Source organism: Yersinia enterocolitica subsp. enterocolitica, from assembly GCF_901472495.1.
GTDB lineage: Bacteria > Pseudomonadota > Gammaproteobacteria > Enterobacterales > Enterobacteriaceae > Yersinia > Yersinia enterocolitica.
The window spans coordinates 119,652-144,060 of record NZ_LR590469.1 but is presented as its reverse complement, the minus strand read 5'-3'; the positions used below and the strand labels follow the sequence as shown (position 1 = coordinate 144,060).

Genomic DNA, 24,409 nt, shown 5'->3' with positions numbered 1-24,409 from the left:
GTCTCAAAAAAATATAAATGGGTAGTTAAAAACGGCGACTATCACCTTGATCCATCAAGATAAAATCAACCCCCGTATCATTACCTTGCTCTAGCTCGGACGCAATCACTTTTCGCACATCCTGCCCCTGTTGGAATGAGGGTTTGATATGGCTGATAATCACTGGCAAGCCTTTTAACGGTTGCCCTTCACCGCTGTATTTCTCAAGATTTTTCAATTCTTTCAGCAACCACTTAGGGGTCATGTGGCCGTACAACTTGCCATCATCCACTTCGTTCGGATAAGAAACTTCAATAATCATCCCTTTCAACTGCTGCTGCTTGACCTTTTCCGCCAATTTACGCCACACCGTATCCAGATTCTTCGACTTTTCTACCTCATCCGGGCCGGTATCGCCAAAATAGGCAAAGGACTGATTATTATTACTGATCAGCAACATCGAAGACGGCGATTTATCATGACTTAAAGGATAAATCTCGCCGGTTAAACGGGTCAGCCCCAAGCTTAATGATTGAGCCGGACGCAGCAGTTGCATCCGGTAAGTGCCTAAACGCGTGCCACTGCCACTGTCGGTAAAATTGGGCCAGACGCGCCAGTTAAAATAGTAGTTTCTCAGCACATCGATGGTATCAGCTGATGCATAAATGGTTTTTTTGCTGTCTTCCGGTGAGCCGATAATCAGGCCAGATACATGATCAAGATGGGCATGGCTGATAAAATAGCTGTTAATACGCTGACGAAAAATATAGCCCTGCCGTGTCAACGGCGCAGCGATTTCATCCGTAATATCAGAGAAATTGCCTTTATCTAACGCCTTGGCTACCCCCGGCAGCACCGAACCGGCATCCAGCGCCAAATACACTGGCTGGCTATCATCGCGTATCAGGTAAGACGTCAGGTTGCCATCACTGACTCCACCATCCACACCAAGTGCCACCACTTCAAACCCTGCCGCTGCCAGAGTGCTATAAAGGCTAATCGAGAGAACCAACCCGGCGTTAAACAGCCGGTTACGGCACTTATTAGTGCTGGTTTTACTGGCTGCCGATACTGGTTGAGTCGAAATATAGGTCAAAAACATGAAGGCTCCTTGTTGTTAGGGATCCTTGCTACCATCCCGCTTAGCGGCTTCAAACGCCGCGAGTGTCGCCAATCTGGCCTGCTTATGCTCCACCAGCGGTGGTGGGTAATCCAATGATTGCTGTTGCCGCTCGGCCCAACGCCACGGCTGATGGATATCACTGTCTGGTACTGCCGCCAATTCAGGCAACCAGCGGCGAATAAACACGCCGTCTTGGTCAAAACGCTCACCCTGGGTGGTGGGGTTAAAGATACGAAAGTAAGGTGCGGCATCTGTCCCGGTAGAAGCAGCCCATTGCCAGCCACCATTATTCGCAGCCAAATCACCGTCCAGCAGTTGCGACATAAAATAGCGTTCTCCTTGTCGCCAGTCGATGAGCAAATCTTTAACCAGAAAACTGGCACTGATCATTCGCAGGCGGTTATGCATCCAACCGGTTTCATTGAGTTGCCGCATGGCAGCATCGACAATAGGATAACCTGTTCGCCCTTGCTGCCAGGCGATTAATTGCTGTTTGGAGTGATTCCATAGTACTGCATCAGTCCAACCAATAAAGGGATGATGCTGGCATAATCGTGGATAAGCTACCAATAAATGGCGATAAAATTCACGCCAGATCAATTCATTAAGCCAAATAAAAGCCCCGCCATCGGCATTTTCCAACACCTGTGGACATTCAGCACGCAGGCGATTAACACATTGACGGGGTGAAAGTATTCCCAGCGCAAGATAAGGTGACAGGCAACTGGTGCCCGCCACAGCAGGAAAATCACGTTGCTGTTGATAGTCCTGAACATCTTCGCGACAAAAACTGCGTAAGCGCTGTAACGCCGCTTCTTCACCCGCCGGAAATAGCTGGCTGTCTACCGGTTGTTGCGGGTAATCAAACGGAGCTAGGGGCTGTGAGGGGATCACCGCTGCGGTGGTACGAGCTTTCGGGGCTGGGACACTGCGGCAATCACTCATCATTAAACGCTGGATAAAAGCACGGCGAAACGGAGTGAACACTTTATACATTTCATTATTACCCGTCAGGACACTGCCCGGCGGCAATAACACACTGTCATGAAAACCATGACAAGCAATCGCACGATGACTCAGCTTTGTCATCAATGCCTCATCGCGCATCCGCTCATTCAGCTCATACTGATGGTTATAAAACAGTGCATCCACTTGCTGTTGCTGACAAAAATCAGCCAACCAGGTAATCGAATCCTTAAAATCATCACACTGATGATAGTGCAGTGGGATCGCCCGCGCGGCGAGTGCATCCTGTAGCAATTGCAGGTTTTGCAGCAAAAATGCGGCCTGCCGCGGTGCCATATCATGCGCAGCCCATTGTGCGGGGGTCGCAATAAACACCGCAATCACTGTCGCTTGTGGGTCCTGACACGCCGTATGCAATGCCAAGTTGTCAGTGACGCGTAAGTCATTACGAAACCAGACCAGATGCGTTGCCATGGCTTATCCTTGATCTGAGTAAAAAGTAAAATAGTGCTGACTGGCCAGATAGTCATTGGGAAACTCAATCATATAAGCTGTTATCTGGGCGATAGGCGCACTCAGGGGCAATTCACCTAAGCGATATTGGTCAATCAGTTGCGCTAGCGCCTGACGCTGAGTAGAGGTGAGATAAGGGCGGAAATAACCCTGCATATGCATCAATACATTGGTATGGTTCGCCACTGTTGGAGAATGAGAGAGTAGCTGTAGTAAACGCTGGCGATACTCAGCGGTAAATTCAATCAGTGATGACCATTTATCCATTGACGCAATAAAAGGCCCAATTGCACGGTATTCCGGCTGTGAATGTGCCAATAACACTAATTTATAGCGACTATGAAATGCCATCAATTGGCCTCGAGTGATACCTGCTGTGCATAGCGCATCAAGTTCATCGCGCGCATGGCAATATTCAACACTCTGTTTCATCTGATTGTTTTGCGCCATCTCATTCTCCATCGACCAATAAAAAAGCCCATGAGCATTCACTCATGGGCCTTTCACTTTACTGCAATTTACCGCTGTAAACCTGATAGTTTATCTCAGTAAAAATATTGTGGTGCCGTTTCTGACTGTGCCAACCACACCGGTTTATCACTGGTTTTGACCCAGACACGGTGCAAATAGCTATAAAAACGGGCGCGGTCCTTGCGAAATAGCATGACAGGCAGCGCCAATAACCCCACCAGAATCACAGCGAAACGACGCAACATCACTTGGTGTAATGGGTATGCGTTGTAAATGGACATAATAACCCTCCTTTAAAACGCCGTTGTGTAACAGCTAACCCTATTAACCGCAGGCCTATTACCGCTTGGCGTTGAAAGTAAAATAAACAAATTGGAAACTGAGCAAAATTTTACCGCATTGGTTGAAACTTTACCACTCATCCGACCACTCAATCGCATAAAAAAAGAAAAAAAATACCCATTCTGTAATTTTGTTACAGCAAAGTTAAACTCACTTTATAATTTGTTGCATTGGCGTTACTGGCAATTTATCAATTAGAAAACTGGGTGTATTTACCCCAGAAATATCTACTCCGCTAACTCAATTGAATACTGCACAGCGCCACTGAGTAATTTACACTCTTTTTTCGATTGCTTTTTAACCGTTTTTATACTTTTTTTACACGCCTTCCTATTTTTTTATCAAGAACTTTTCTTACAACTTCCTAAGCTGTTGTTATCAAAAACTGAGATATCAAAAACTGAGATATCAAAAAACAAGATCTATGGAGGTATATCGTGAGTATCAGCATCATTTGTGGTGGATTGCTGGTTCTGCTGCTATTGGGCTATCTGGTTTATGCCTTATTTAATGCGGAGGACTTTTAAATGGCGGCATCAGGATTTCTGCTTATCGCCAGCTTTATGCTGGTGTTGTTGGTGCTAGCCCGTCCATTGGGAAGTTTTCTGGCGCGCCTTATTGAAGGCGACCCCTTTATGCCATTGCAAAAAATTGAGGCCGGTTTATGGCGTTGTAGTGGAGTAAAAAATGTCGAGATGAACGGCTGGCAATATGCGCTGGCTATTCTCCTGTTTAACATTCTGGGCATTGCGCTGCTGTTCGCACTGTTAATGATGCAAGGTGCATTACCCCTGAATCCGGAAAATATGCCGGGGATGTCGTGGCATCTGGCGCTGAATACAGCGGTCAGTTTTGTGACTAACACCAACTGGCAAGCCTATAGCGGCGAAAATACCCTTAGCTACCTCAGCCAAATGGCTGGCCTGACCGTACAGAACTTCCTCTCTGCCGCCACCGGTATTGCGGTTGCTTTTGCACTGATTCGTGCATTTTCCCGCCATTCGGCAGCCACATTAGGTAATGCCTGGGTCGATTTGGTGCGCATCACGTTATATGTCTTATTGCCTATTGCACTGATCATCGCTCTTATTTTTGTCAGTCAGGGAGTATTACAAAATCTGGATGGCTACCTGCATATCACCACATTGGAAGGCGTAAAACAGACCTTACCGATGGGGCCAGTGGCCTCACAAGAAGCAATAAAAATGCTGGGAACCAATGGCGGTGGCTTCTTTGGTGCCAACTCTGCCCATCCGTTTGAGAACCCGACGGCATTTAGCAACTTTGTCCAGATGCTGGCTATCTTCCTCATCCCCTGTGCCCTGTGCTTCGCGTTCGGCCAGGTGGTTGGGGATACCCGCCAAGGCCATGCGCTTATCTGGGCTATGTCACTGATTTTTGTGGTGGCAGTGGTGGTGGTGATGTACGCCGAGCTGGCCGGTAACCCCCATCTCATCAAGCTGGGCGCGGACAGCAATATCAATATGGAAGGTAAGGAATCACGCTTCGGTATTCTCGCCACCAGCATGTATGCCGTAGTCACCACCGCAGCATCTTGTGGTGCGGTTAACGCCATGCACGACTCCTTTACCGCGCTAGGTGGCATGGTGCCGATGTGGCTGATGCAGATTGGCGAAGTGGTGTTTGGCGGCGTCGGTTCTGGTTTATACGGCATGCTGTTATTCGTGCTACTGACGGTGTTTATTGCCGGACTGATGATTGGTCGCACCCCAGAATACCTTGGTAAAAAAATTGACGTTTTTGATATGAAAATGACCGCGCTGGCGATTCTGGTCACACCCGCAGTCGTGCTACTTGGCACCGCACTGGCACTTTGTACCGATGCTGGCCGCGCAGGCATTCTGAACCCCGGCGCACATGGCTTTAGTGAAGTGCTCTACGCCCTCTCCTCAGCAGCCAACAACAACGGCAGTGCCTTCGCGGGCCTGAGTGTCAACACACCGTTTTATAACCTGTTGCTGGCTGCGGCGATGTTTTTGGGGCGATTTGGTGTGATTTTGCCCGTGTTGGCAATTGCCAGCTCCTTGGTGGCGAAGAAACGCCAACCGGCGGGCAACGGCACCCTACCGACTTCGGGGCCACTGTTTATCGGCTTACTGGTGGGCACCGTGTTATTGGTGGGCGCATTGACCTTTATCCCAGCACTGGCCTTAGGCCCAGTCGCCGAACATCTTCAAGTTTGGTTAACACATTGATTATACAGCCAAAGAGCTTGGAGTTGCAGGTAGGTGGCAAACGAATGCCCCTGCAACTTCAAGTCCAAGGGTATCGTCACTAAGAGAGAATAACTATGACCCGCAAACAACGTGCAATTTTTGAGCCGGCACTGGTTCGCACTGCACTGCTTGATGCCGTGAAGAAACTGGATCCTCGGGTTCAGTGGCGTAACCCGGTGATGTTCGTGGTGTATCTGGGCAGTGGGTTGACCACCCTGATTTGGTTGGCTATTTTAAGCGGACAAACCACCGGCAGCGCCCTGTTTACCGGCAGTGTTGCCTTGTGGCTGTGGTTTACCGTACTGTTTGCCAACTTTGCTGAAGCACTGGCCGAGGGGCGCAGTAAAGCGCAAGCCGAAAGCCTGCGTGGTGTGAAAAAAACCAGTTGGGCGAAAAAACTGTCCGAAGCTCGCTTTGATGCGCCGCAAGAGAAAGTCTATGCCGACAGTCTGCGCAAAGGTGATGTGGTACTGATTGAAGCGGGCGACACCGTGCCCTGCGATGGTGAAGTGCTGGAAGGCGGTGCCTCAGTCGATGAAAGCGCCATTACCGGTGAATCTGCGCCGGTTATCCGTGAATCCGGCGGCGACTTCTCCTCCGTCACCGGCGGCACTCGCGTGCTGTCAGACTGGCTGGTGGTCGAGTGCAGCGTTAACCCCGGCGAGACTTTCCTCGACAGAATGATTGCCATGGTTGAAGGTGCGAAACGGCGCAAAACACCAAACGAAGTAGCATTGACCATTTTGCTGGTGGCATTGACCATCGTCTTCTTACTGGCTACCGCGACGTTGTATCCATTCTCAGTCTTCAGTGTTGAGGCTAATCAAGCTGGCTCACCGGTCACTATCACCGTGTTGGTGGCACTGTTGGTTTGCCTGATCCCAACCACCATCGGCGGTTTGCTCTCTGCCATTGGTGTCGCCGGGATGAGCCGCATGCTGGGGGCTAATGTCATCGCCACCAGCGGGCGTGCAGTTGAAGCGGCAGGAGATGTTGATGTGCTGCTGCTGGATAAAACCGGCACCATCACTTTGGGTAACCGCCAGGCATCCGAGTTTTTACCGGCACCAGGTGTTACCGAGCAACAACTCGCGGATGCCGCGCAACTCTCCTCTCTGGCCGACGAAACACCGGAAGGCCGCAGCATTGTGGTGCTGGCGAAACAGCGCTTTAACTTGCGCGAACGCGACTTACACAGTCTAAATGCCACCTTTGTGCCCTTCTCCGCACAAACACGGATGAGTGGTGTCAATGTTCAGGATCGGATGATTCGCAAAGGGGCTGTCGATGCTATCCGCCGTCATGTGGAATCCAATCAAGGCCACTTCCCACGCGCAGTAGAAGATGCCGTAGAAAGTGTCGCGCGCACCGGGGGGACGCCATTGGTTGTTGCTGATGGCCCTCGCGTGCTGGGTGTGGTGGCACTAAAAGATATTGTTAAAGGTGGTATTAAAGAACGTTTTGCGGAACTCCGTAAAATGGGCATTAAAACCGTGATGATCACCGGCGATAACCGGCTAACAGCAGCTGCCATTGCTGCTGAAGCGGGAGTGGATGATTTTCTGGCCGAAGCTACGCCAGAAGCCAAATTGGCATTGATTCGTCAATATCAAGCAGAAGGTCGACTGGTAGCAATGACCGGCGATGGCACCAACGACGCCCCCGCGCTGGCTCAAGCTGACGTAGCGGTAGCGATGAACTCGGGGACTCAAGCCGCCAAAGAGGCGGGCAACATGGTGGATTTGGACTCTAATCCGACCAAGTTGATTGAAGTGGTGCATATCGGCAAGCAGATGTTGATGACCCGTGGCTCATTGACCACCTTTAGTATTGCCAACGACGTCGCCAAATATTTTGCCATTATTCCGGCTGCATTTGCGGCGACGTACCCGCAGCTCAACGCCCTGAATGTGATGCAGTTGCACTCACCAGCCTCCGCAATATTGTCGGCGGTTATCTTTAATGCGCTGATCATCGTGTTCTTGATTCCGTTGGCCCTAAAAGGGGTCAGTTATAAGGCGATGAGCGCCGCCGCCCTACTGCGCCGTAATCTGTGGATTTATGGTTTGGGTGGCTTATTAGTGCCATTTGTCGGTATCAAACTCATCGACCTGGTGCTGGCCGCCTTGATAATGAGTTAACTGCGCGACTAACAATATTTTGCAATGGCCACCGCGCTTTGACGGTGGCCGGTTATAAGACTCAAATTGAGGTAATAGAAGATGTCATCGACTACCAATATGTCATCCGCTAAAAGCATGTCATCAACCGGGCGCATGTCATACCTACGTCCAGCAGTGGTTTTACTGATATTACTGACACTTATCACCGGAATAGCTTATCCTCTGCTGACCACCGGGCTGGCCAAACTGATGTTTTCACAGCAAGCAAACGGATCACTGGTTATGCTGGGTGATGAAGTGGTCGGCTCCAGTTTAATCGGCCAAAACTTTACCCAACCGGGGTATTTTTCTGGACGCCCATCAGCGACAGCAGAGATGCCTTATAATTCAATGGCATCTGGTGGCAGCAATCTGGCTATCAGCAACCCAGAGCTGGATAAAGCCATCACTGAGCGCGTGAAATCGCTGCGTCAGGCAAACCCGACGCAAACAGGGCCGGTGCCGGTTGATCTGGTGACCGCTTCCGCCAGTGGCCTCGATCCGCAAATTTCACTGGCAGCGGCCTATTATCAAGCGCCGCGCATTGCCAGCATTCGCCAGATGCCGCTGTCTGAGGTGAAACAGTTGATTGATAGCAATGTACAAAAAGCGACACCTAATTTCTTTGGTGAATCCGTGGTCAACGTACTGAACCTGAATATGGCGCTGGATGCCCAAAGCCATGTGAAAGTCCCGGCGACTTCGACAAAATCTTAAGGACATAACATGGTGGATGCAGAACCAACCCGCCCAAACCCTGACAGCCTGCTTGCAGCCGCGAATGAAAAATCCCGTGGCCGGCTAAAAGTCTTTTTTGGGGCTTGCGCGGGGGTCGGCAAAACCTACGCCATGCTACAAGAAGCCCAGCGCCTGCGTGCTCAGGGGCTGGATGTGTTGGTCGGCGTGGTAGAAACTCACGGACGCAGCGAAACGGCCGCATTACTGGCGGGGCTGGATATCCTGCCCCCCAAGCGGATTCATCACCGCAATCGCCAGGTGCGCGAGTTTGATTTGGATGCTGCCCTCGCCCGCCACCCTGCCTTGATCTTAATGGATGAACTGGCACACAGTAATGCTCATGGCTCGCGCCACCCAAAGCGCTGGCAAGATGTGGAAGAGCTGTTGGATGCCGGTATTGATGTGCTCACCACTGTCAATGTGCAGCATTTGGAAAGCCTGAATGATGTGGTCGGGGGGGTTACGGGTATTCGGGTACGGGAAACTGTACCTGACCATATGTTTGATGAAGCCACGGAAGTGGTTTTAGTCGATCTTCCCCCCGATGACCTACGCCAGCGCCTCAATGAAGGCAAAGTGTACATCCCTGGGCAGGCGGAACGGGCTATTGAGCATTTCTTTCGCAAAGGCAACTTGATTGCATTACGCGAACTGGCCCTGCGCCGTACTGCTGATCGGGTTGACGACCAGATGCGCGCCTTTCGCGACACACAAGGGCGCGAGCGTGTTTGGCACACCCGCGATGCCATCTTATTGTGTATCGGCCATAATAGCGGTAATGAAAAACTGGTGCGCACTGCTGCCAGATTGGCAGCGCGGTTAGGGTGTATCTGGCATGCGGTCTATGTTGAAACTCCTCGCTTGCACCGCCTGCCCGAAGCTAAGCGCCGTGCAATTCTGCGCACCCTCAAACTGGCACAAGAACTCGGAGCTGAAACAGCAACCTTATCTGAGGCCGGTGAAGAACAGGCGATATTACGTTACGCCCGCGAACATAATTTGGGCAAAATCATTATTGGCCGCCGCACGGAAAAACACTGGAAATTACGTGGCAGCTTTGCTGACCGCTTGGGGAAACTCGGGCCAGATTTAGATTTGGTGATTATTGCGCTGGAGGGCGATAACCCGACCAATGTAGTGAAAGAGACGGACTCGCGTACTTTCACTGAAAAATGGCGCATGCAATTACGCGGCTGTGCCGCCGCCATCGGCTTGTGCGCACTGATCACTGTATTATCGCAATGGCTAATACCGGGATTCGACCAAGCCAATCTGGTGATGGTTTACTTGCTGGGTGTGGTCATTATTGCGCTGTTCTATGGCCGCTGGCCTTCGGTATTGGCGGCTGTTATCAATGTTGCCAGTTTCGATCTGTTCTTTGTCCAGCCACACTGGTCGCTGGCGGTCACTGACGTGCAATATTTGCTGACTTTTGCTGTCATGCTGATTGTCGGTATCGTGGTGGGGAACTTGACTGCTGGCGTGCGTTATCAAGCCAGAATTGCCCGTTACCGCGAGCAACGCGCGCGACATCTGTATGAAATGTCTCGTGGGTTAAGCCGCGCCCTGACCCCGGTGGATATTGCCAAAACCAGCCGTCATTTTCTTTCCAGCAGTTTTCAGGCCAAAACAGACCTGTTACTGCCACAAGAGGATGGGCGTTTGCAACAAATCACTACCGACGAAGGTGCTGCACTTTCCGTCGATGAGGCCATTGCCCGCTGGAGCTTTAACAACGGCGCACCGGCTGGCGCTGGCACAGATACCTTGCCGGGCGTGCCTTATCAATTACTGCCACTCACCGCAGCTAAACAAACTTACGGTGTATTGGCGATTGAACCGGCCAACCTGCGCCAACTCATGGTGCCGGAGCAACAGCGTTTGCTGCAAACCTTTACCAGCCTGATTGCCAACGCATTAGAAAGGTTGCATCTGGCCCGCAGCGCCGAATTGGCTAAACTGGATGCAGAACGCGAACAACTGCGCAATTCTTTACTGGCCGCACTGTCTCATGATTTGCGTACTCCCTTGACAGTGCTATTTGGTCAGGCGGAAATCCTGACACTGGATCTGGCCGCTGAAGGCTCACGCCACGCGCCGCAGGCCAACCAAATCCGTCAACAAGTGCTGAGTACCACCCGGCTGGTCAACAATTTGCTCGATATGGCCCGCATCCAATCGGGTGGATTTAATCTGCGTAAAGAGTGGCAGTCACTGGAAGAGATCGTCGGCAGCGCGTTACATATGCTGGAAACCACCTTGAATCATCACCACATTCGTGTCGAGTTACCGGATGAAATGGTGCTGATCAATTGCGATGGTAGCTTGCTGGAGCGGGTATTTATCAACCTATTGGAAAATGCCCATAAATACGCCGGTTACGACGCATTGCTGGGAATTCGCGCCACAGTGCAAGGTGAGTGGCTCAATGTCGAAGTCTGGGATAATGGCCCTGGGGTCACGGCTGGGCAGGAACAGCTGATTTTTGACAAATTTTCTCGCGGTAACAAAGAGTCAGCGATTCCAGGGGTGGGCTTGGGTTTAGCCATTTGCCGTGCCATTATTGATGTACATGGTGGCCGTATCTGGGTTGAAAAGAGTCAAGAAGGTGGTGCGAGTTTCCACTTTACCTTGCCACTAGAGAAAGCGCCGGAAATTGAAGGTGAAAATATTGATGCTGAAAAATGACTATATCGCCGACTAACATCCTCATCGTCGAAGATGAAAAAGAGATCCGCCGCTTTGTCCGTATTGCGCTGGAGAGTGAAGGCTGGCGTGTATTTGAAAGCGATACCCTACAACGGGGTCTGATTGAGGCTGGCACACGCAAACCGGATCTGATCATTTTGGATTTGGGTTTGCCGGATGGTGACGGCCTGACTTATATTCAGGATCTGCGCCAATGGAGCGCCATCCCAATTATTGTGTTATCGGCCCGTAGCAGCGAAGAAGACAAAGTCGCAGCGCTGGATGCTGGTGCCGATGACTATCTCAGCAAACCTTTTGGCATCAGTGAATTACTTGCGCGAGTACGGGTGGCTTTGCGTCGTCATAGTGGTGGCAGCCAGGAAAGCCCGTTGGTGAATTTTGCCGATATCAGTGTGGATTTAATTAATCGCCAGGTCACCCGAGCCGGTATTGACCTCCACTTGACCCCCATCGAGTTTCGCTTACTTTCAGCATTATTGGCTAATGCGGGTAAAGTCATTACCCAGCGCCAATTACTCAACCAAGTCTGGGGGCCGAATTATGTCGAGCACAACCACTATCTGCGCATTTATATGGGCCATTTACGCCAGAAATTAGAAAGCGACCCTACCCGACCGCAGCACTTAATTACGGAGACCGGCGTCGGCTATCGCTTTATACCATAACGATTTATTCACTATAAAACTCCTTTAAGGCTATTAATAATAAACCTAACGGCGTAGCATCAGGATTTTAATGATAATAGGTCTTATTTATTATGAGCACTTGGTTGATTTACGCCCTGCTGTCTGCCCTCTCCGCTTCTCTGGTCGCTATCTTCGGTAAAATAGGCTTGCAGCATTTGGATGCCAATACCGCAACCGCAGTCCGTGCGGTGGTGATGGCACTATTTTTAGTCGGCGTGGTGGTGGTTCAGGGTAAATTCAATCTGGTTGGTACGGTATTAGCAGATAAAAAAGCCCTGCTGTTTATTATTCTAAGTGGTGTCGCCGGTGCATTATCCTGGCTGTTCTACTTTATGGCGATTAAAAACGGCAATGTCTCCCAAGTCGCGCCAATAGACAAACTCAGTGTAGTATTTGCAGTCATTCTGGCCTTCATACTGTTTGGCGAAAAAATCTCTCTACTTGCCGGGCTAGGTGTAGCTCTGATTACTGCTGGCGCCTTGCTGGTGGCATTGGGGTAATTTACATTAAAAAATAAAATTTATTATACTGTCTAATTAAACGACCAATAATAAACAATAATGTTATTTGGCTTCATTTTAAATCATTTATTTTTTAAAATCTAACAGAATGATAATCACTGACATATCAAAAAAGGAAATCATTTTGAGTAAAAAAACAAGCAAAAACAAAAGTAAAACAACTCCGATCACGGGTATATTGATAACTAATGGAAAAATGAAATCTATTTTTTTAGACTATATATCTCCTGATAAAGTATTTTTCCAATATTTAGATTCAAAACTTAAAGTCATTATAGTTGCCGATAACAATCATTTTTTCAGCAAAACTTACCACGTCATTGATAATGGAAATTATATTGTTAAATCTGTCATTCTACGTGACAAAAATGGAGTAAAAACCGAGTTATTTTTAACACTAAAGGAAACTAAGAAAAAAGAGGGGTTTTACGATGGCCCCAGCAAAGATATCTTGCTCATTAGAGAAGATCTAAAATATAACTCCGCACACCATCTAATCACTAATACTCGGCCCGTAGAAAGATTTTCCCTAAATGGCGATGATACTTTCTCAGGGCATAAATATATTAGAAATGAGGTCACCGGTGGTGAGGGGAACAATACGATTACGGGTGGCGATAAAAATGATAATTTAGCCGGTGGAAATGGCAACGATCTTATTATGGGTTATGACTCTTTTGATTCGCTGTTTGGTGAGGGTGGAAATGACGTTTTGGTCGGCGGCAACGGTAATGATGGGCTGACGGGTGGCGCGGGTGATGATTTTCTTGATGGTGGTGATGGCGACGATGATTTAGAAGGTGATGCTGGTGGCCTTTATGCCAGTGAAGCCCAGTGGCGCGGCAATGATATACTTTTTGGTGGTAAAGGTAATGACCGTATCCGTGGTGGTAAGAATAATGATTATCTGGCCGGTGGAACAGGTGATGATTTATATGTTTTCTCCGCTTATGATGGTATCAACATGATAGTAGAATACACTGATGAAGAAAATACGATCAGTATTGATGATTATTTTTTCCATCAGCTAAAATTCACTCGTTATGGCAATCACCTGATAATATCGAGCACTGAAGATCATCCTAATAATCTGGTCATCGTTATCAAAGATCAATATACCCCAGATGGTTATAAAGTTAAAAATTTACAGACAAAATCGTATCTTCGTCATGGCAGTGACGATGATAAAAATAATCATACTATAATGATTAATAATCTAGTGAGAAAACACACTGATGACGCTGAAAAAATAGTCGCCAAATTGAGCAATATAAAAGATTTTGGTGATTATTATCCAACTGATCTCTCTGACATTTTTTGTGAAAAGATGCCCGATATTGAAAAAACAACCGGGGAAAATCTAATTGATATGCTTATCGAGCAGAATAATACATTACGAGAAATGTATGCAAAAAGGGCTTTTTATTTTGGTGATAACTTACCTGATATAACTTATATTATTCAAGCGCTATCTTCTTTTGCCCCCAAAGAAGCCTCTCAATACGATATAAAATATTTAACATCCCCGATACCAATGGATAGTTTTGCTGGCGGTTTAGTCACGGTAAAACATTAGCAACCGCGAGTATCGCCGTTTTTTTGCTTATATGGGTATTGGCGAAATAGCGCCGGTTGGCGCTATTCCTTACCTGTAATGACTATTTACCGGCTAATACTGCACTGACAATATCGACCGCTTCCTGCTCTATTTTTTCGCGATGCTCAGCACCCAAGAAACTTTCACAGTAAATTTTATAAGCATCCTCTGTGCCCGATGGCCGCGCAGCAAACCAGCCATTTTCCGTCATCACTTTCAGACCACCAATGGATGCGCCATTACCCGGTGCGGTGGTTAAACGCGCAGTGATAGCATCCCCCGCCAGCGTACTGGCTTTCACCATTTCAGGCGACAACTTGGACAAGGCGTTTTTCTGCGCCTGCGTTGCCGGAGCCTGAATGCGGTTATAGCTTGGCGCACCAAAGCGTTGCGCTAAACCATCATAGTGTTGTTGTGGATTTTTGCCGGTGACTGCGGTAATTTCAGCCGCCAGCAAGCACATGATAATGCCATCTTTATCGGTCGACCACGGTGTACCATTAAAGCGCAGGAAGGATGCCCCGGCACTCTCTTCGCCACCAAATCCAAAGCTGCCGTCGTGCAAACCATCAACAAACCATTTGAAACCCACCGGTACTTCCACCAGTTTACGGCCCAAATCAGCCACCACCCTATCAATCATCGCACTGGAAACCAGTGTTTTACCCACCGCCACATCTGCGCCCCATTGTGGTCGATGCTGGAACAGATAATTAATTGCGACTGCCAGATAATGATTCGGATTCATCAAACCGGCAGGTGTGACAATGCCGTGGCGGTCATAATCCGGGTCGTTGGCAAAGGCTAAATCGAATTTATCACGCAAAGCCAACAAACCCGCCATCGCGCATTCTGATGAACAATCCATACGGATCACGCCATCATGATCCAGATGCATAAAGCGGAATGTCTGATCAATGGAATCATTAACCAGTGTCAGATCTAACTTATAATGCTCAGCAATACGTTGCCAATAAGCAATACCGGAGCCACCGAGCGGATCAACACCTAATTTCAGACCAGCCTTTTGAATCGCTGGAATATCAACAACATCGACCAAACCCTCTACGTACGGCTGAATCAAATCCTGCTCACGCAGATGGTTACCGCGCCAGGCTTTATCCAGAGTTTGGCGTTTGACCCCCTCTAATTTCAGGCTGAGCAACTGATTAGCACGCTTTTCAATTACTGAGGTGAGATTGGTATCGGCCGGGCCGCCATTGGGTGGATTGTACTTAATTCCACCATCTTCAGGCGGGTTATGGGATGGCGTGATAACAATACCATCAGCCAGATCTTTGCCTTGCGCGTTATAGCACAAAATCGCGTGGGAAATAGCTGGGGTTGGCGTGAAACCATTATCTTGCTGCACCACGACATCCACGCCATTAGCGGTCAACACTTCCAATACGGAAATAAAGGCGGGTTCTGACAACGCATGGGTATCTTTACCCACATAGCACGGGCCGGTAATGCCGTGCTGGTGACGAACTTCAGCTATCGCCTGAGCGATTGCCAAAATATGGGCTTCATTAAAACTGTGGCGCAATGAGCTGCCACGATGGCCTGACGTCCCAAATTTGACCGCATGGGCCTGATTTTCAGCATCAGGTTGCAATACATAATATTGCGACGTCAACTGAGCAACATTAATCAAATCGCTTTGCTGAGCAGCTTGCCCGGCACGAGGGTGATTAGCCACAGTTACTACTCCCTATCTATCCATCATTGTGCAAATTGCAGGAGTATTCACGGCCTGCAACTCCAACTTCTTGGGGTATCGTTTCAACGAAATTAGATAGTTCCACACACCTTGTCAGTCAAATCCGGCGGGAACTGCATCGCCAGCATGATATGTTGCACCATACTGCGTTTACGCTCGGTATTAGTATTGGTAATAACCCAGTATGGCGTACCAGGTACGTGTTTAGGTTTGGTGTGTGTCCCGTTTTGCAACAAAGTTTGTTGATCACCGGCAAAATAGACCCGGGTACGACCATATAAAGACTCCGTTGCCTCGGCAAATGCCTGAGCATCTAAGGTATATAAAGTCGAAAGCACCAACATAAAGCGGTTAACCGCCCGATTTTGCTCAGCATACTCATCAGATAACAGTAATTCACGTACCGCGCGAACCCTATCCTTTGGTGCTGGAGCCGTCGCTGTTTTGGCGACATCATGACCGGCAACACTATGGGTAGATAAGCCAGGTACCGGCTGACCGGCCGTAAACTTCAACATGCGCCGTAAAATGTCGGACGCACTCTCGCCAATGTGTTGCGTATGGCTGGCAATATAGCGATAAAGTTCTTCGTCGAGTTCAATAGTTTTCATCTTTATCCAGTACGGTTTTCTACTTTCTTATGCATATCTTAGGATTATAAAGTCAAAGCGCGCTAACGAGTACCTTTATCATGGCTTTATCCGCGATAAAACCCTAATACATCAGCCACGACTGAATAATCCACATGAACCCTAATCGTGAGCAGCACACCCTCGCGCAGTCATGATACCCTAACCACAATATCTCTCAGTATGAACTTCGCCATGAAATTAAACTTCCGCCAACAAAACGCACTTTCTCCCACTTCTTCCCTGCCGATCATCTTGATTCATGGGTTATTTGGTAACCTCGATAACCTCGGTGTATTAGCTCGCGACTTACATAAAGACCATGATGTTATCCAGGTCGATTTGCGCGATCACGGTTTATCCCCGCGATCACCCGAAGTGAATTACCCCGATATGGCACAGGATGTGCTGGAACTGATGGACAGGCTTGAGATAAAAAAAGCGATTATTATTGGGCATTCCATGGGGGGAAAAGTGGCGATGGCCATGACAGCAATTGCGCCCGACCGTATCGAAAAACTGATAGCCATAGATGTCGCACCCATCGATTATCAAGTGCGCCGCCATGATCAAATTTTCACCGCTATCAATGCAGTCAGTGCTGCGGGTGTGACTCAACGCCAGGAAGCCGCTCAACTGATGCGCGAATCAATAAAAGAAGAAGGTGTTATTCAGTTCTTATTGAAATCATTCCATAACGGTGAGTGGCGGTTTAACGTGCCCGCATTGTGGGATCAATACGAAAATATTGTTGGCTGGCAACCCATTCCCCCCTGGCCACATCCCATTTTGTTTATTCGCGGTGAACTGTCACCTTATATTCAAGACAGCTATCGCGATGAGATTGCCCGTCAATTCCCACAAGCACGCGCCCATGTTGTCGCCGGAACCGGACACTGGGTGCATGCAGAAAAACCAGATTCTGTCTTACGTGCCATTCACCGCTTTATTGATGAAGAGAGTGATGAAGATAGCACTGGCGAAAAATAGCGCTGAGTAAAAAACGAACCGCGCGCGATGGATGTTGATTAAAAATCATACCCTGGGGAAAAGAAATGTATTTCCTGTGGAAAAATTGTGCAAAAAAGAGTGAATTAGCCCAATCTAATCACAGTAAGGCATTGTCGTTGCTCGGTTGGCTAGGGTATTATGGCGCGCTATAAATTTGCTCCGATATTTGGTAGCAAATGCAAATTCAGGCTGTTGGTTCATACCCAATTGAAGGGTTGTTGTGATGTTATAAGCAGCACCAACTCAGAAAGGTATCGGCCTGAAACGTGTAAACCGAATCGTCAGAAATTTCTGATGTAAATCCCTTGTAGTACCGCTACCTATGGCAAAAGAACAAACGGATCGCACGACGCTGGATCTGTTCGCAGATGAACGCCGTCCGGGGCGCCCGAAAACAAATCCATTATCGCGTGATGAACAGCTTAGAATTAATAAGCGAAATCAACTACGGCGCGATAAAGTACGTGGTTTACGGCGCGTGGAACTGAAAATTAATGCCGATGCCGTCGACACTCTCAATAGTCTTGCAGAGCAACGCAACATCAGCCGTAGTGAACTGATTGAACAGATGTTATTGGCTCAATTGGCGCACTCACAAGAAGGGTTTTAACCCTATCGGTTATCACGACGGCGTGGCGTAAGTGATTACGCCACGCCAATATCCCTATCCCAAATTTTAGAAAGTTTCCCAGTTTGCGTTGTTGTCTACCTTGGCAATAGGCGCTGTCGTTAATACCGTAGCCCGAGGTTTAGCTACCGATTTTGTCCGCACATCATCTGATTGCAATTTAAACACTGCCACTGCTTGGTTTAACTGAGTCGCTTGTTCCTCTAGCGCGGCAGCCGCGCGTGAGGCTTGCTGTACCAACGCAGCATTTTGCTGAGTCACACTGTCCATTTCAGCCACTGCCTGCCCGACCTGAGTGATACCTTTGCTTTGCTCATCTGACGCCGATGCTATCTCACCCATTAAATCGGTGACATTGGTGATGGAACGAACAATTTCATCCATAGTTATCCCGGCACTTTCTACCAAAGCCGAACCACTACTCACCCGGTTAACGGACTCGGTTATCAAGCTATCAATCTCTTTTGCCGCTTGAGCACTGCGCTGGGCCAAATTACGGACTTCACTGGCAACCACCGCGAAACCGCGACCTTGTTCACCTGCTCTGGCCGCTTCAACGGCAGCATTCAGTGCCAGAATATTAGTCTGGAAAGCGATACTGTTAATCACTGTTGTAATTTCAGCTATCTTACGTGAACTGGCTGAAATCTCATCCATGGTATGAACCACATCAGCCACCAGCGCCCCGCCTTTTTTGGCGGTAATAGAAGCATTAGCTGCCAATTGGCTGGCATGATGCGCATTATCTGCGTTATGTTTCACCGTTGCCGTCAACTGCTCCATACTGGCGGCCGTCTCTTCCAATGCGGCGGCCTGCTGCTCAGTTCGCGATGATAAATCTGTATTACCGGCTGAAATTTCTGCCGCCCCGTGATAAATCCCATCAGTGCTACTGCGGATAGCTTTTACCGTATTGGCCAAACTGGCTTGCACATCACGTAGCAGCGGAAACAATTTGCCAACGCAATTACGACCAAAATCGGTAATGGGCTGGCCCAGCTGGCCGGAAGCAATCACGCGAAAATGTGCACGAATATCATCCAATGGGCGAACCAGGTTAGCCAACAGGTAGCGATCGGTTGCCAGTAAAATCACTAATCCGGCCACTAAAGCAGAAATTAATGTCATGCTGCTCACTTTTGTCAGGTGAGCAAACTGCTCTTTAGCCACCCCGATAGCCTTGGATGCAGCTTGATTAAAATTCTCCGCAACAGAGCCATATTGCCGGCTCAGCGCTGGCACTGTCTTTTTAGCTAAATCCTGATAGGCCGCGCTATTGTTCGCCATTGCCGCCTGATACAGCGGAGTGACACCTTGATCAATTAATCCGCTCCACCCATCAATCACCCCATTTACCAATGTAGGATCAATCTGTGCATGGTCAATGGCTTTAAACTGCGCCAACTTCTGTTTCAGATTTTCAAGTGCTGCATTGGATGATTTGAGTTCCTTATCTGCATCCGCAATATTGCCGCTCTGACGGTAATCGACTGAGCGGGCAAGACGTGTCACCATCCGAAAATATTGATCCGTCCCCTGATTGACCAAATTCATGTTTTCAACCAACACACTATTAGCATTAGAGGATTGAGTCAGTTGATTCAGCGATAGCAACGTATAACCAGATACACCGCCCCATAGCAGGCAAAATGCCCCAAGCACCCAAAGTAACGCGGCTCTGATAGAAATATTTCTTAAAAACTGCATGTTTGTTCTCCTTCACTGCAAATTGCAACCATTCGGTTACACCGCTGTTATCGGCAATGAGGTTATAAGGTTGAGCCACTCACAAAAATTTAATATCGCATAATCTTGATATCGGCCGGACGAGGTTTTCTGGCACTATATGGCCCTATACATGTGTTATATTATTGGGCCAAACGCTCAGTAATTTGCATAACAATTTGAATTTAAAAGGTATTAAGTTATATGGCAACTGTAGGCATTTTCTTTGGCAGCGATACTGGCAATACCGAAAACATTGCCAAGATGATCCAAAAGCAACTGGGTAAAGATGTTGCTGAGGTTCACGACATTGCCAAAAGCACTAAAGAAGATTTAGAAGGCTTTGATATTCTGCTCATCGGCATCCCAACCTGGTATTACGGTGAAGCTCAATGTGATTGGGATGATTTCTTCCCGACACTGGAAGAAATTGATTTCAACGGCAAATTGGTGGCTATATTTGGCTGTGGCGATCAGGAAGATTATGCAGAATATTTCTGTGATGCGATGGGAACCGTGCGCGATATCATCGAACCACGCGGTGCTGCTATCGTCGGTCACTGGCCAACCGCTGGCTACCACTTTGAAGCGTCTAAAGGCTTGGCGGATGACGATCACTTTATTGGTTTAGCCATTGATGAAGATCGTCAGCCAGAATTGACAAATGAGCGCGTTGAAGCTTGGGTAAAACAGATCAGCGAAGAACTGAATCTGGCCGAAATTACCGGTTAATTTGTCATGTCGGAAACGCGGGGATGAAATTTAATATTGCCACGCGTTTCCGTTGCTTCTATCCCTCTGGTTATACTCTGTTAAGCCACCCACAAATCCGCACTTTCATCCGTGCAAAATGAAAATAAACTGCTACAAATTTGTAACCTTATACTTTGCAGTCATATACTTAAATTATGCAACAATCCCATTCATCAATACATTGCATGATTAATCGGGCAAAGTGTGCAATTATATCTTTGTTAACAACCACGGTTTTCATTTGGGGCTAGCAGTTCTATAATGAGACGCAATTGAGAATATTGCGCCACGGATGTCATAGGCTGAACAGCCTTAATTTGAATCGATAGTAACAGGACTGAATCCGCATGACTGACAACAACAAAGCCTTAAAAAACGCAGGCCTTAAAGTAACACTGCCACGGCTTAAAATTCTGGAAGTGTTGCAAGATCCGGTGTGCCATCACGTCAGCGCGGAAGATCTTTATAAAAAGCTGATCGATATCGGTGAAGAAATTGGTTTAGCAACGGTTTACCGTGTACTGAACCAGTTTGATGATGCCGGTATTGTTACCCGCCATAATTTCGAAGGCGGCAAATCAGTCTTTGAGCTGACGCAGCAACATCATCACGATCATCTGATTTGCCTGGATTGCGGCAAAGTGATCGAATTTAGTAATGAATCCATTGAATCGCTTCAACGTGAAATTGCTAAACAACATGGTATCAAGCTGACCAATCACAGTCTGTATCTGTACGGCCACTGTGAAAGCGGCGATTGCCGTGAAAATGAATCTGCGCACGATAAAAGATAATGTCGTTTTATCGCGTTGACTTATAAAGATTTTAAGCGCTGCTGAAATAAATAATCCGCAAGATGGCCGCCTTTCCCGCTCAGTTACCCAAGTGCAACTCGGTTGGGAGTCAGGTGGTCATTCTTATTTATACCCTTCACCCTTGAAGCCGCTGGGTTGTTAGTTATTCTAATTCCCCCTAATCACTGACGTAGGTGATTTATTCGCTTGCCACCCCACTTATCTGCAATTCCAATGACTTTGGGTATACACCCTATTGCTACCTCCATAAATTTAAAACAAAAAAAACCCCGGACTTGCCGGGGGAAAACCATCAACTCAACTTCACTTAATAGTGTTTACCTAAACCTCAGCAAACAGGAGTTAACATCAGACACAGCACTTTGACAGCAATAATCAAACCTTAACCGGCTCCGCACGACTACTACGTTTACCATCCGGGCTGGTGGAACGAATCAATACGTCGCCACTGACTTTCGGTTGTGCTTTGGCATCATACTGCTGCCATTGTTTTCCGCCATCAGTGGAATACTCGATAATCAGACCCGGTAAGGAGATATTAGCTTCCAATTCCCCGCCAACAACTCGCGCCCCTGGAACTGGCAAGCGATAAGCCACTCCGGCTTTATCCAGTTTCGCCAATTCACGTTGGCCCATAATATTGGCAAAACGCTGCCAATCGGAACTCAACGCCTTGGTGTCAACCCTATGCGTTACGCCACCTTGGTACTCACGACCGGCTTTATAATCCTGCTCCCAAGACGCACGATGCCAGGCACGTTCGGCCAGTGGTAATACTCGAGGGAAAATCATGTATTCCATTTGTTCATCAGTTCGTACTGTTTCATTCCATGATTGAACGGAAATACCGTGCACACCCGGCCAAGGTTTATCACTTTTAGCACTGAAATGATTACCGTCACGGTCGACCGATGTTTCCGCGTTTTGTGGCATATTATCCGGCGCGAAACTAAAGACTTTGGCTTCGTCGCTGAAGCGAGTCGCCCAGTAATAACCGCGCTCATTTGGGTTAACTTCATATGGCATGTCGAAATAGACATAATCCGGATTCGACGCGACCACTTCATAGCCTTTATTGGCCCAATCATTGATTGAGTCAGCGCCGCCCCAATAGAGAGTATCCCAGAAGTTAACGCCAACACGTTTAGTGGCAAAGTCTTTCGACGACTTGGCATCTTTAAGGCCATCTTGCCAGGCTTGCATTTTCTCAATGCCATGGGCATTCACCAACTTGCTGACTTCAATCGCAAAGTGGCTGGAAAGATGCTCAACATCCTGAATTTTGCCTTGCTTGACCATATCCTGACAAACTTGCGATTTAGCCCACGGCTTATCTTCCACACTTTTATCAATAATGCCCTTGCCCGGCTCAATGGTGCCATTTTTATCCTGGAACCCTGCCCCCAGACGGATGTTCTTCGCCTCATCACCACCAAAATGCCAGGTGGTCAATGGCATACCGGCTTCTTTGTGCATCTGCGCCATTTCGCCGATCACTTTGTCGACAAAACGTTTAGACGAATCCAGACATGGGTTGAGATAACTTTTGCGTTCATAGAACTGAACAGAAGTCGTGTTGGAATCATCTGTCGGGTCAACCAGGCGGAACTCGTTGGCTTCTTTTTCCTTACCCTGCTTCATCAAATTGTTGTAACGAGCTTCCATCGAGACGACGGCTGCACGCGCGTGGGCGGGCATATCAATCTCAGGAATGACCTCAATTTGGCGGGCTTTCGCGTATTTCAAAATGTCGATGTAATCATCACGGGTAAAGTGACCCGAGCCCAAATTATTGCTATCCGGGCCTGAGCCCAATTGCGGCAGTAAGCAGGTGTTTTCCGTTAAATCGTGGCAACGCTTGCTGCCCACATCGGTCAGTTCTGGCAGGCCTGGTATCTCAATACGCCAGCCTTCATCATCACTCAGATGGAAGTGGAATTTGTTCAGCTTGTAAGCGGCCATCTGATCAAGCAAACGCAATACTGCATCTTTAGTTTTGAAGTTACGCCCTACATCCAGGAAAACACCACGGTATTCAAAGCGTGGCGCATCTTTGGCATCCAATGTCGCAATCTTCTTGCTACCATCAGTCGGTACTAAAGAAAGAATGGATTGCAGGCCGTAAAACACACCTGTTGGGTCAAAACCAATCACTTGCGCGCCCTTTTCACCGATTTTCAGCTCATATGCGCCTGAAACGGCTAAGTCACCTTTAAAGGCAGACGGCTGAATCAAGGTTTTAATCGGGAACCCCGTTGCACCCAACTTCAAGCCAAGTAATGCAAAACGCTGCGCCGCCGCCTCAGCAGCCGGTTTGGGCAAAGTGCTCAGGTCAAGCGCCACACCTTGACTCAAATCGGCATCTTGTTGGTGAACCTTCACTTCCATTGGTGTCGGGATAATCTGCCCGCGCAGGTTAGCTGCCGTTAATGTTTTCACGGCCTCATTTTTGACGAAGCGAGATTCCGGTGTCATTAATACGTTATTGTCGTCTTTAGTACGCTTCCACTGATCGCCCGTAAACTGAGTCAGATATTCATTAATATCTTCAGTATCAGTACTTTTCAGAACTTTTGGTTTTGCATCACCCGAAGTGGCATACCAGCGCGGCATAAAGTCGGTGGCAAATAACTGCCAGTATTCGCCGGTGATCGGGATTTCAACCGCCTGATTGGCAGGGAAACCAGTAAATTTGGCGGTAGGTTCAATTTTATGTAGATCACCCGTCAGGTGAGTAATTTTAAACTGATCATTATCTACGGTGAGAATTTGACGAATACTATGGAAGTAAATGGCCCAGTCCTGGCCTTTGATCTCATCCCCAGTATTGGTCAGAGTAATCACTACTTTATTACATGATGCCCAGTCAGCTCCCAACTTGGCGCAATCTACGCCATTTTCAGCTGCGCGGTTATCCAACACTTTATAATTAACTGTCAAAGCGCTGAGTTGATCAACAATCTGTTGATTGGCGGCATCTGCATGGGCAGCGCCCATCAAGCCAAAGGTTGCGGTGATTGCCGCTAACGCATTTAATCTGAATTTGTTCATCACTAACCTCATCCATAATGAATAACCGCT

General features: G+C 48.1%; 20 protein-coding genes. 12 read left to right on the top strand and 8 right to left on the bottom strand.

Annotation, left to right across the window (positions count from 1 at the left end; genetic code table 11):
- Positions 1-25: 25 nt before the first annotated feature.
- The 4 genes from FGL26_RS00700 to FGL26_RS00685 form a co-directional block, all read right to left on the bottom strand.
- The gene (locus FGL26_RS00700; protein WP_005168002.1) at positions 26-1,081 is read right to left on the bottom strand and encodes an MBL fold metallo-hydrolase; all 1,056 of its coding nucleotides are present in this window, start codon (positions 1,079-1,081) and stop codon (positions 26-28) included.
- A gap of 15 nt (positions 1,082-1,096) precedes the next feature.
- The gene (phrB, locus tag FGL26_RS00695; protein ID WP_005167999.1) at positions 1,097-2,542 is read right to left on the bottom strand and encodes a deoxyribodipyrimidine photo-lyase; all 1,446 of its coding nucleotides are present in this window, start codon (positions 2,540-2,542) and stop codon (positions 1,097-1,099) included.
- A gap of 3 nt (positions 2,543-2,545) precedes the next feature.
- Complete coding sequence (locus FGL26_RS00690; RefSeq protein ID WP_005167997.1) at positions 2,546-3,031, bottom strand: YbgA family protein; 486 nt, start codon at positions 3,029-3,031, stop codon at positions 2,546-2,548.
- Between the two features lie 95 nt (positions 3,032-3,126).
- Positions 3,127-3,333: a YbfA family protein gene (locus FGL26_RS00685; protein WP_005167995.1), complete on the bottom strand. Its 207-nt coding sequence runs from the start codon at positions 3,331-3,333 to the stop codon at positions 3,127-3,129.
- Between the two features lie 498 nt (positions 3,334-3,831).
- Between FGL26_RS00685 and FGL26_RS00680 the strand changes: the two genes are divergently transcribed.
- The 8 genes from FGL26_RS00680 to FGL26_RS00645 all read left to right on the top strand — a co-directional run bounded on the left by FGL26_RS00680 (position 3,832) and on the right by FGL26_RS00645 (position 14,023).
- Positions 3,832-3,921 (top strand): K(+)-transporting ATPase subunit F, encoded by a 90-nt coding sequence (locus FGL26_RS00680; protein ID WP_032899945.1) that lies wholly within the window; start codon positions 3,832-3,834, stop codon positions 3,919-3,921.
- The gene (gene kdpA, locus FGL26_RS00675; RefSeq protein ID WP_011816819.1) at positions 3,922-5,610 is read left to right on the top strand and encodes a potassium-transporting ATPase subunit KdpA; all 1,689 of its coding nucleotides are present in this window, start codon (positions 3,922-3,924) and stop codon (positions 5,608-5,610) included. It abuts the gene before it with no gap.
- 95 nt (positions 5,611-5,705) lie between these two features.
- On the top strand, positions 5,706-7,772 hold the full coding sequence (gene kdpB, locus FGL26_RS00670) for a potassium-transporting ATPase subunit KdpB (protein WP_005167973.1): 2,067 nt from the start codon (positions 5,706-5,708) through the stop codon (positions 7,770-7,772).
- 135 nt (positions 7,773-7,907) lie between these two features.
- Positions 7,908-8,510 (top strand): potassium-transporting ATPase subunit KdpC, encoded by a 603-nt coding sequence (gene kdpC, locus FGL26_RS00665; RefSeq protein WP_072075764.1) that lies wholly within the window; start codon positions 7,908-7,910, stop codon positions 8,508-8,510.
- A gap of 9 nt (positions 8,511-8,519) precedes the next feature.
- Positions 8,520-11,219, top strand: coding sequence for a two-component system sensor histidine kinase KdpD (kdpD, locus tag FGL26_RS00660; RefSeq protein WP_005167969.1), 2,700 nt, complete (start codon positions 8,520-8,522; stop codon positions 11,217-11,219).
- The gene (gene kdpE / locus FGL26_RS00655) at positions 11,216-11,905 is read left to right on the top strand and encodes a two-component system response regulator KdpE (protein ID WP_005167966.1); all 690 of its coding nucleotides are present in this window, start codon (positions 11,216-11,218) and stop codon (positions 11,903-11,905) included. Before kdpD ends, kdpE begins: the two co-directional genes overlap by 4 nt.
- A 92-nt stretch (positions 11,906-11,997) precedes the next feature.
- Positions 11,998-12,426 carry an EamA family transporter gene (locus FGL26_RS00650; RefSeq protein ID WP_005167964.1) on the top strand — a complete coding sequence of 143 codons (429 nt, stop codon included), beginning with the start codon at positions 11,998-12,000 and terminating at the stop codon, positions 12,424-12,426.
- 145 nt (positions 12,427-12,571) lie between these two features.
- Positions 12,572-14,023, top strand: a complete 1,452-nt coding sequence (locus FGL26_RS00645; RefSeq protein WP_005167962.1) for a calcium-binding protein — start codon at positions 12,572-12,574, stop codon at positions 14,021-14,023.
- 82 nt (positions 14,024-14,105) lie between these two features.
- Here the strand turns inward: FGL26_RS00645 and pgm are convergent, their stop codons facing one another.
- Positions 14,106-15,746, bottom strand: coding sequence for a phosphoglucomutase (alpha-D-glucose-1,6-bisphosphate-dependent) (gene pgm / locus FGL26_RS00640; RefSeq protein ID WP_005167960.1), 1,641 nt, complete (start codon positions 15,744-15,746; stop codon positions 14,106-14,108).
- A gap of 92 nt (positions 15,747-15,838) precedes the next feature.
- Positions 15,839-16,378, bottom strand: coding sequence for a replication initiation negative regulator SeqA (gene seqA, locus FGL26_RS00635; protein WP_005167958.1), 540 nt, complete (start codon positions 16,376-16,378; stop codon positions 15,839-15,841).
- 213 nt (positions 16,379-16,591) lie between these two features.
- Here seqA and ybfF point away from each other — a divergent pair, with 213 nt between their 5' ends.
- Positions 16,592-17,386 carry an esterase gene (gene ybfF / locus FGL26_RS00630; protein ID WP_005167956.1) on the top strand — a complete coding sequence of 265 codons (795 nt, stop codon included), beginning with the start codon at positions 16,592-16,594 and terminating at the stop codon, positions 17,384-17,386.
- Between the two features lie 343 nt (positions 17,387-17,729).
- Positions 17,730-18,017: a LexA regulated protein gene (gene ybfE / locus FGL26_RS00625; RefSeq protein WP_138060207.1), complete on the top strand. Its 288-nt coding sequence runs from the start codon at positions 17,730-17,732 to the stop codon at positions 18,015-18,017.
- A gap of 66 nt (positions 18,018-18,083) precedes the next feature.
- Here ybfE and FGL26_RS00620 read toward each other — a convergent pair whose 3' ends face one another.
- Entirely contained in the window at positions 18,084-19,742 is a 1,659-nt protein-coding gene (locus tag FGL26_RS00620) for a methyl-accepting chemotaxis protein (protein ID WP_005167953.1), read from the bottom strand.
- A 222-nt stretch (positions 19,743-19,964) separates the two neighbouring features.
- Here FGL26_RS00620 and fldA point away from each other — a divergent pair, with 222 nt between their 5' ends.
- Positions 19,965-20,492 (top strand): flavodoxin FldA, encoded by a 528-nt coding sequence (gene fldA, locus FGL26_RS00615; protein ID WP_005163372.1) that lies wholly within the window; start codon positions 19,965-19,967, stop codon positions 20,490-20,492.
- Positions 20,493-20,860: 368 nt separating this feature from the next.
- Positions 20,861-21,307 (top strand): ferric iron uptake transcriptional regulator, encoded by a 447-nt coding sequence (gene fur, locus FGL26_RS00610; protein WP_005163370.1) that lies wholly within the window; start codon positions 20,861-20,863, stop codon positions 21,305-21,307.
- A 396-nt stretch (positions 21,308-21,703) separates the two neighbouring features.
- Here the strand turns inward: fur and FGL26_RS00605 are convergent, their stop codons facing one another.
- Positions 21,704-24,379: a beta-N-acetylhexosaminidase gene (locus FGL26_RS00605; RefSeq protein WP_032912651.1), complete on the bottom strand. Its 2,676-nt coding sequence runs from the start codon at positions 24,377-24,379 to the stop codon at positions 21,704-21,706.
- Positions 24,380-24,409: the final 30 nt, after the last annotated feature.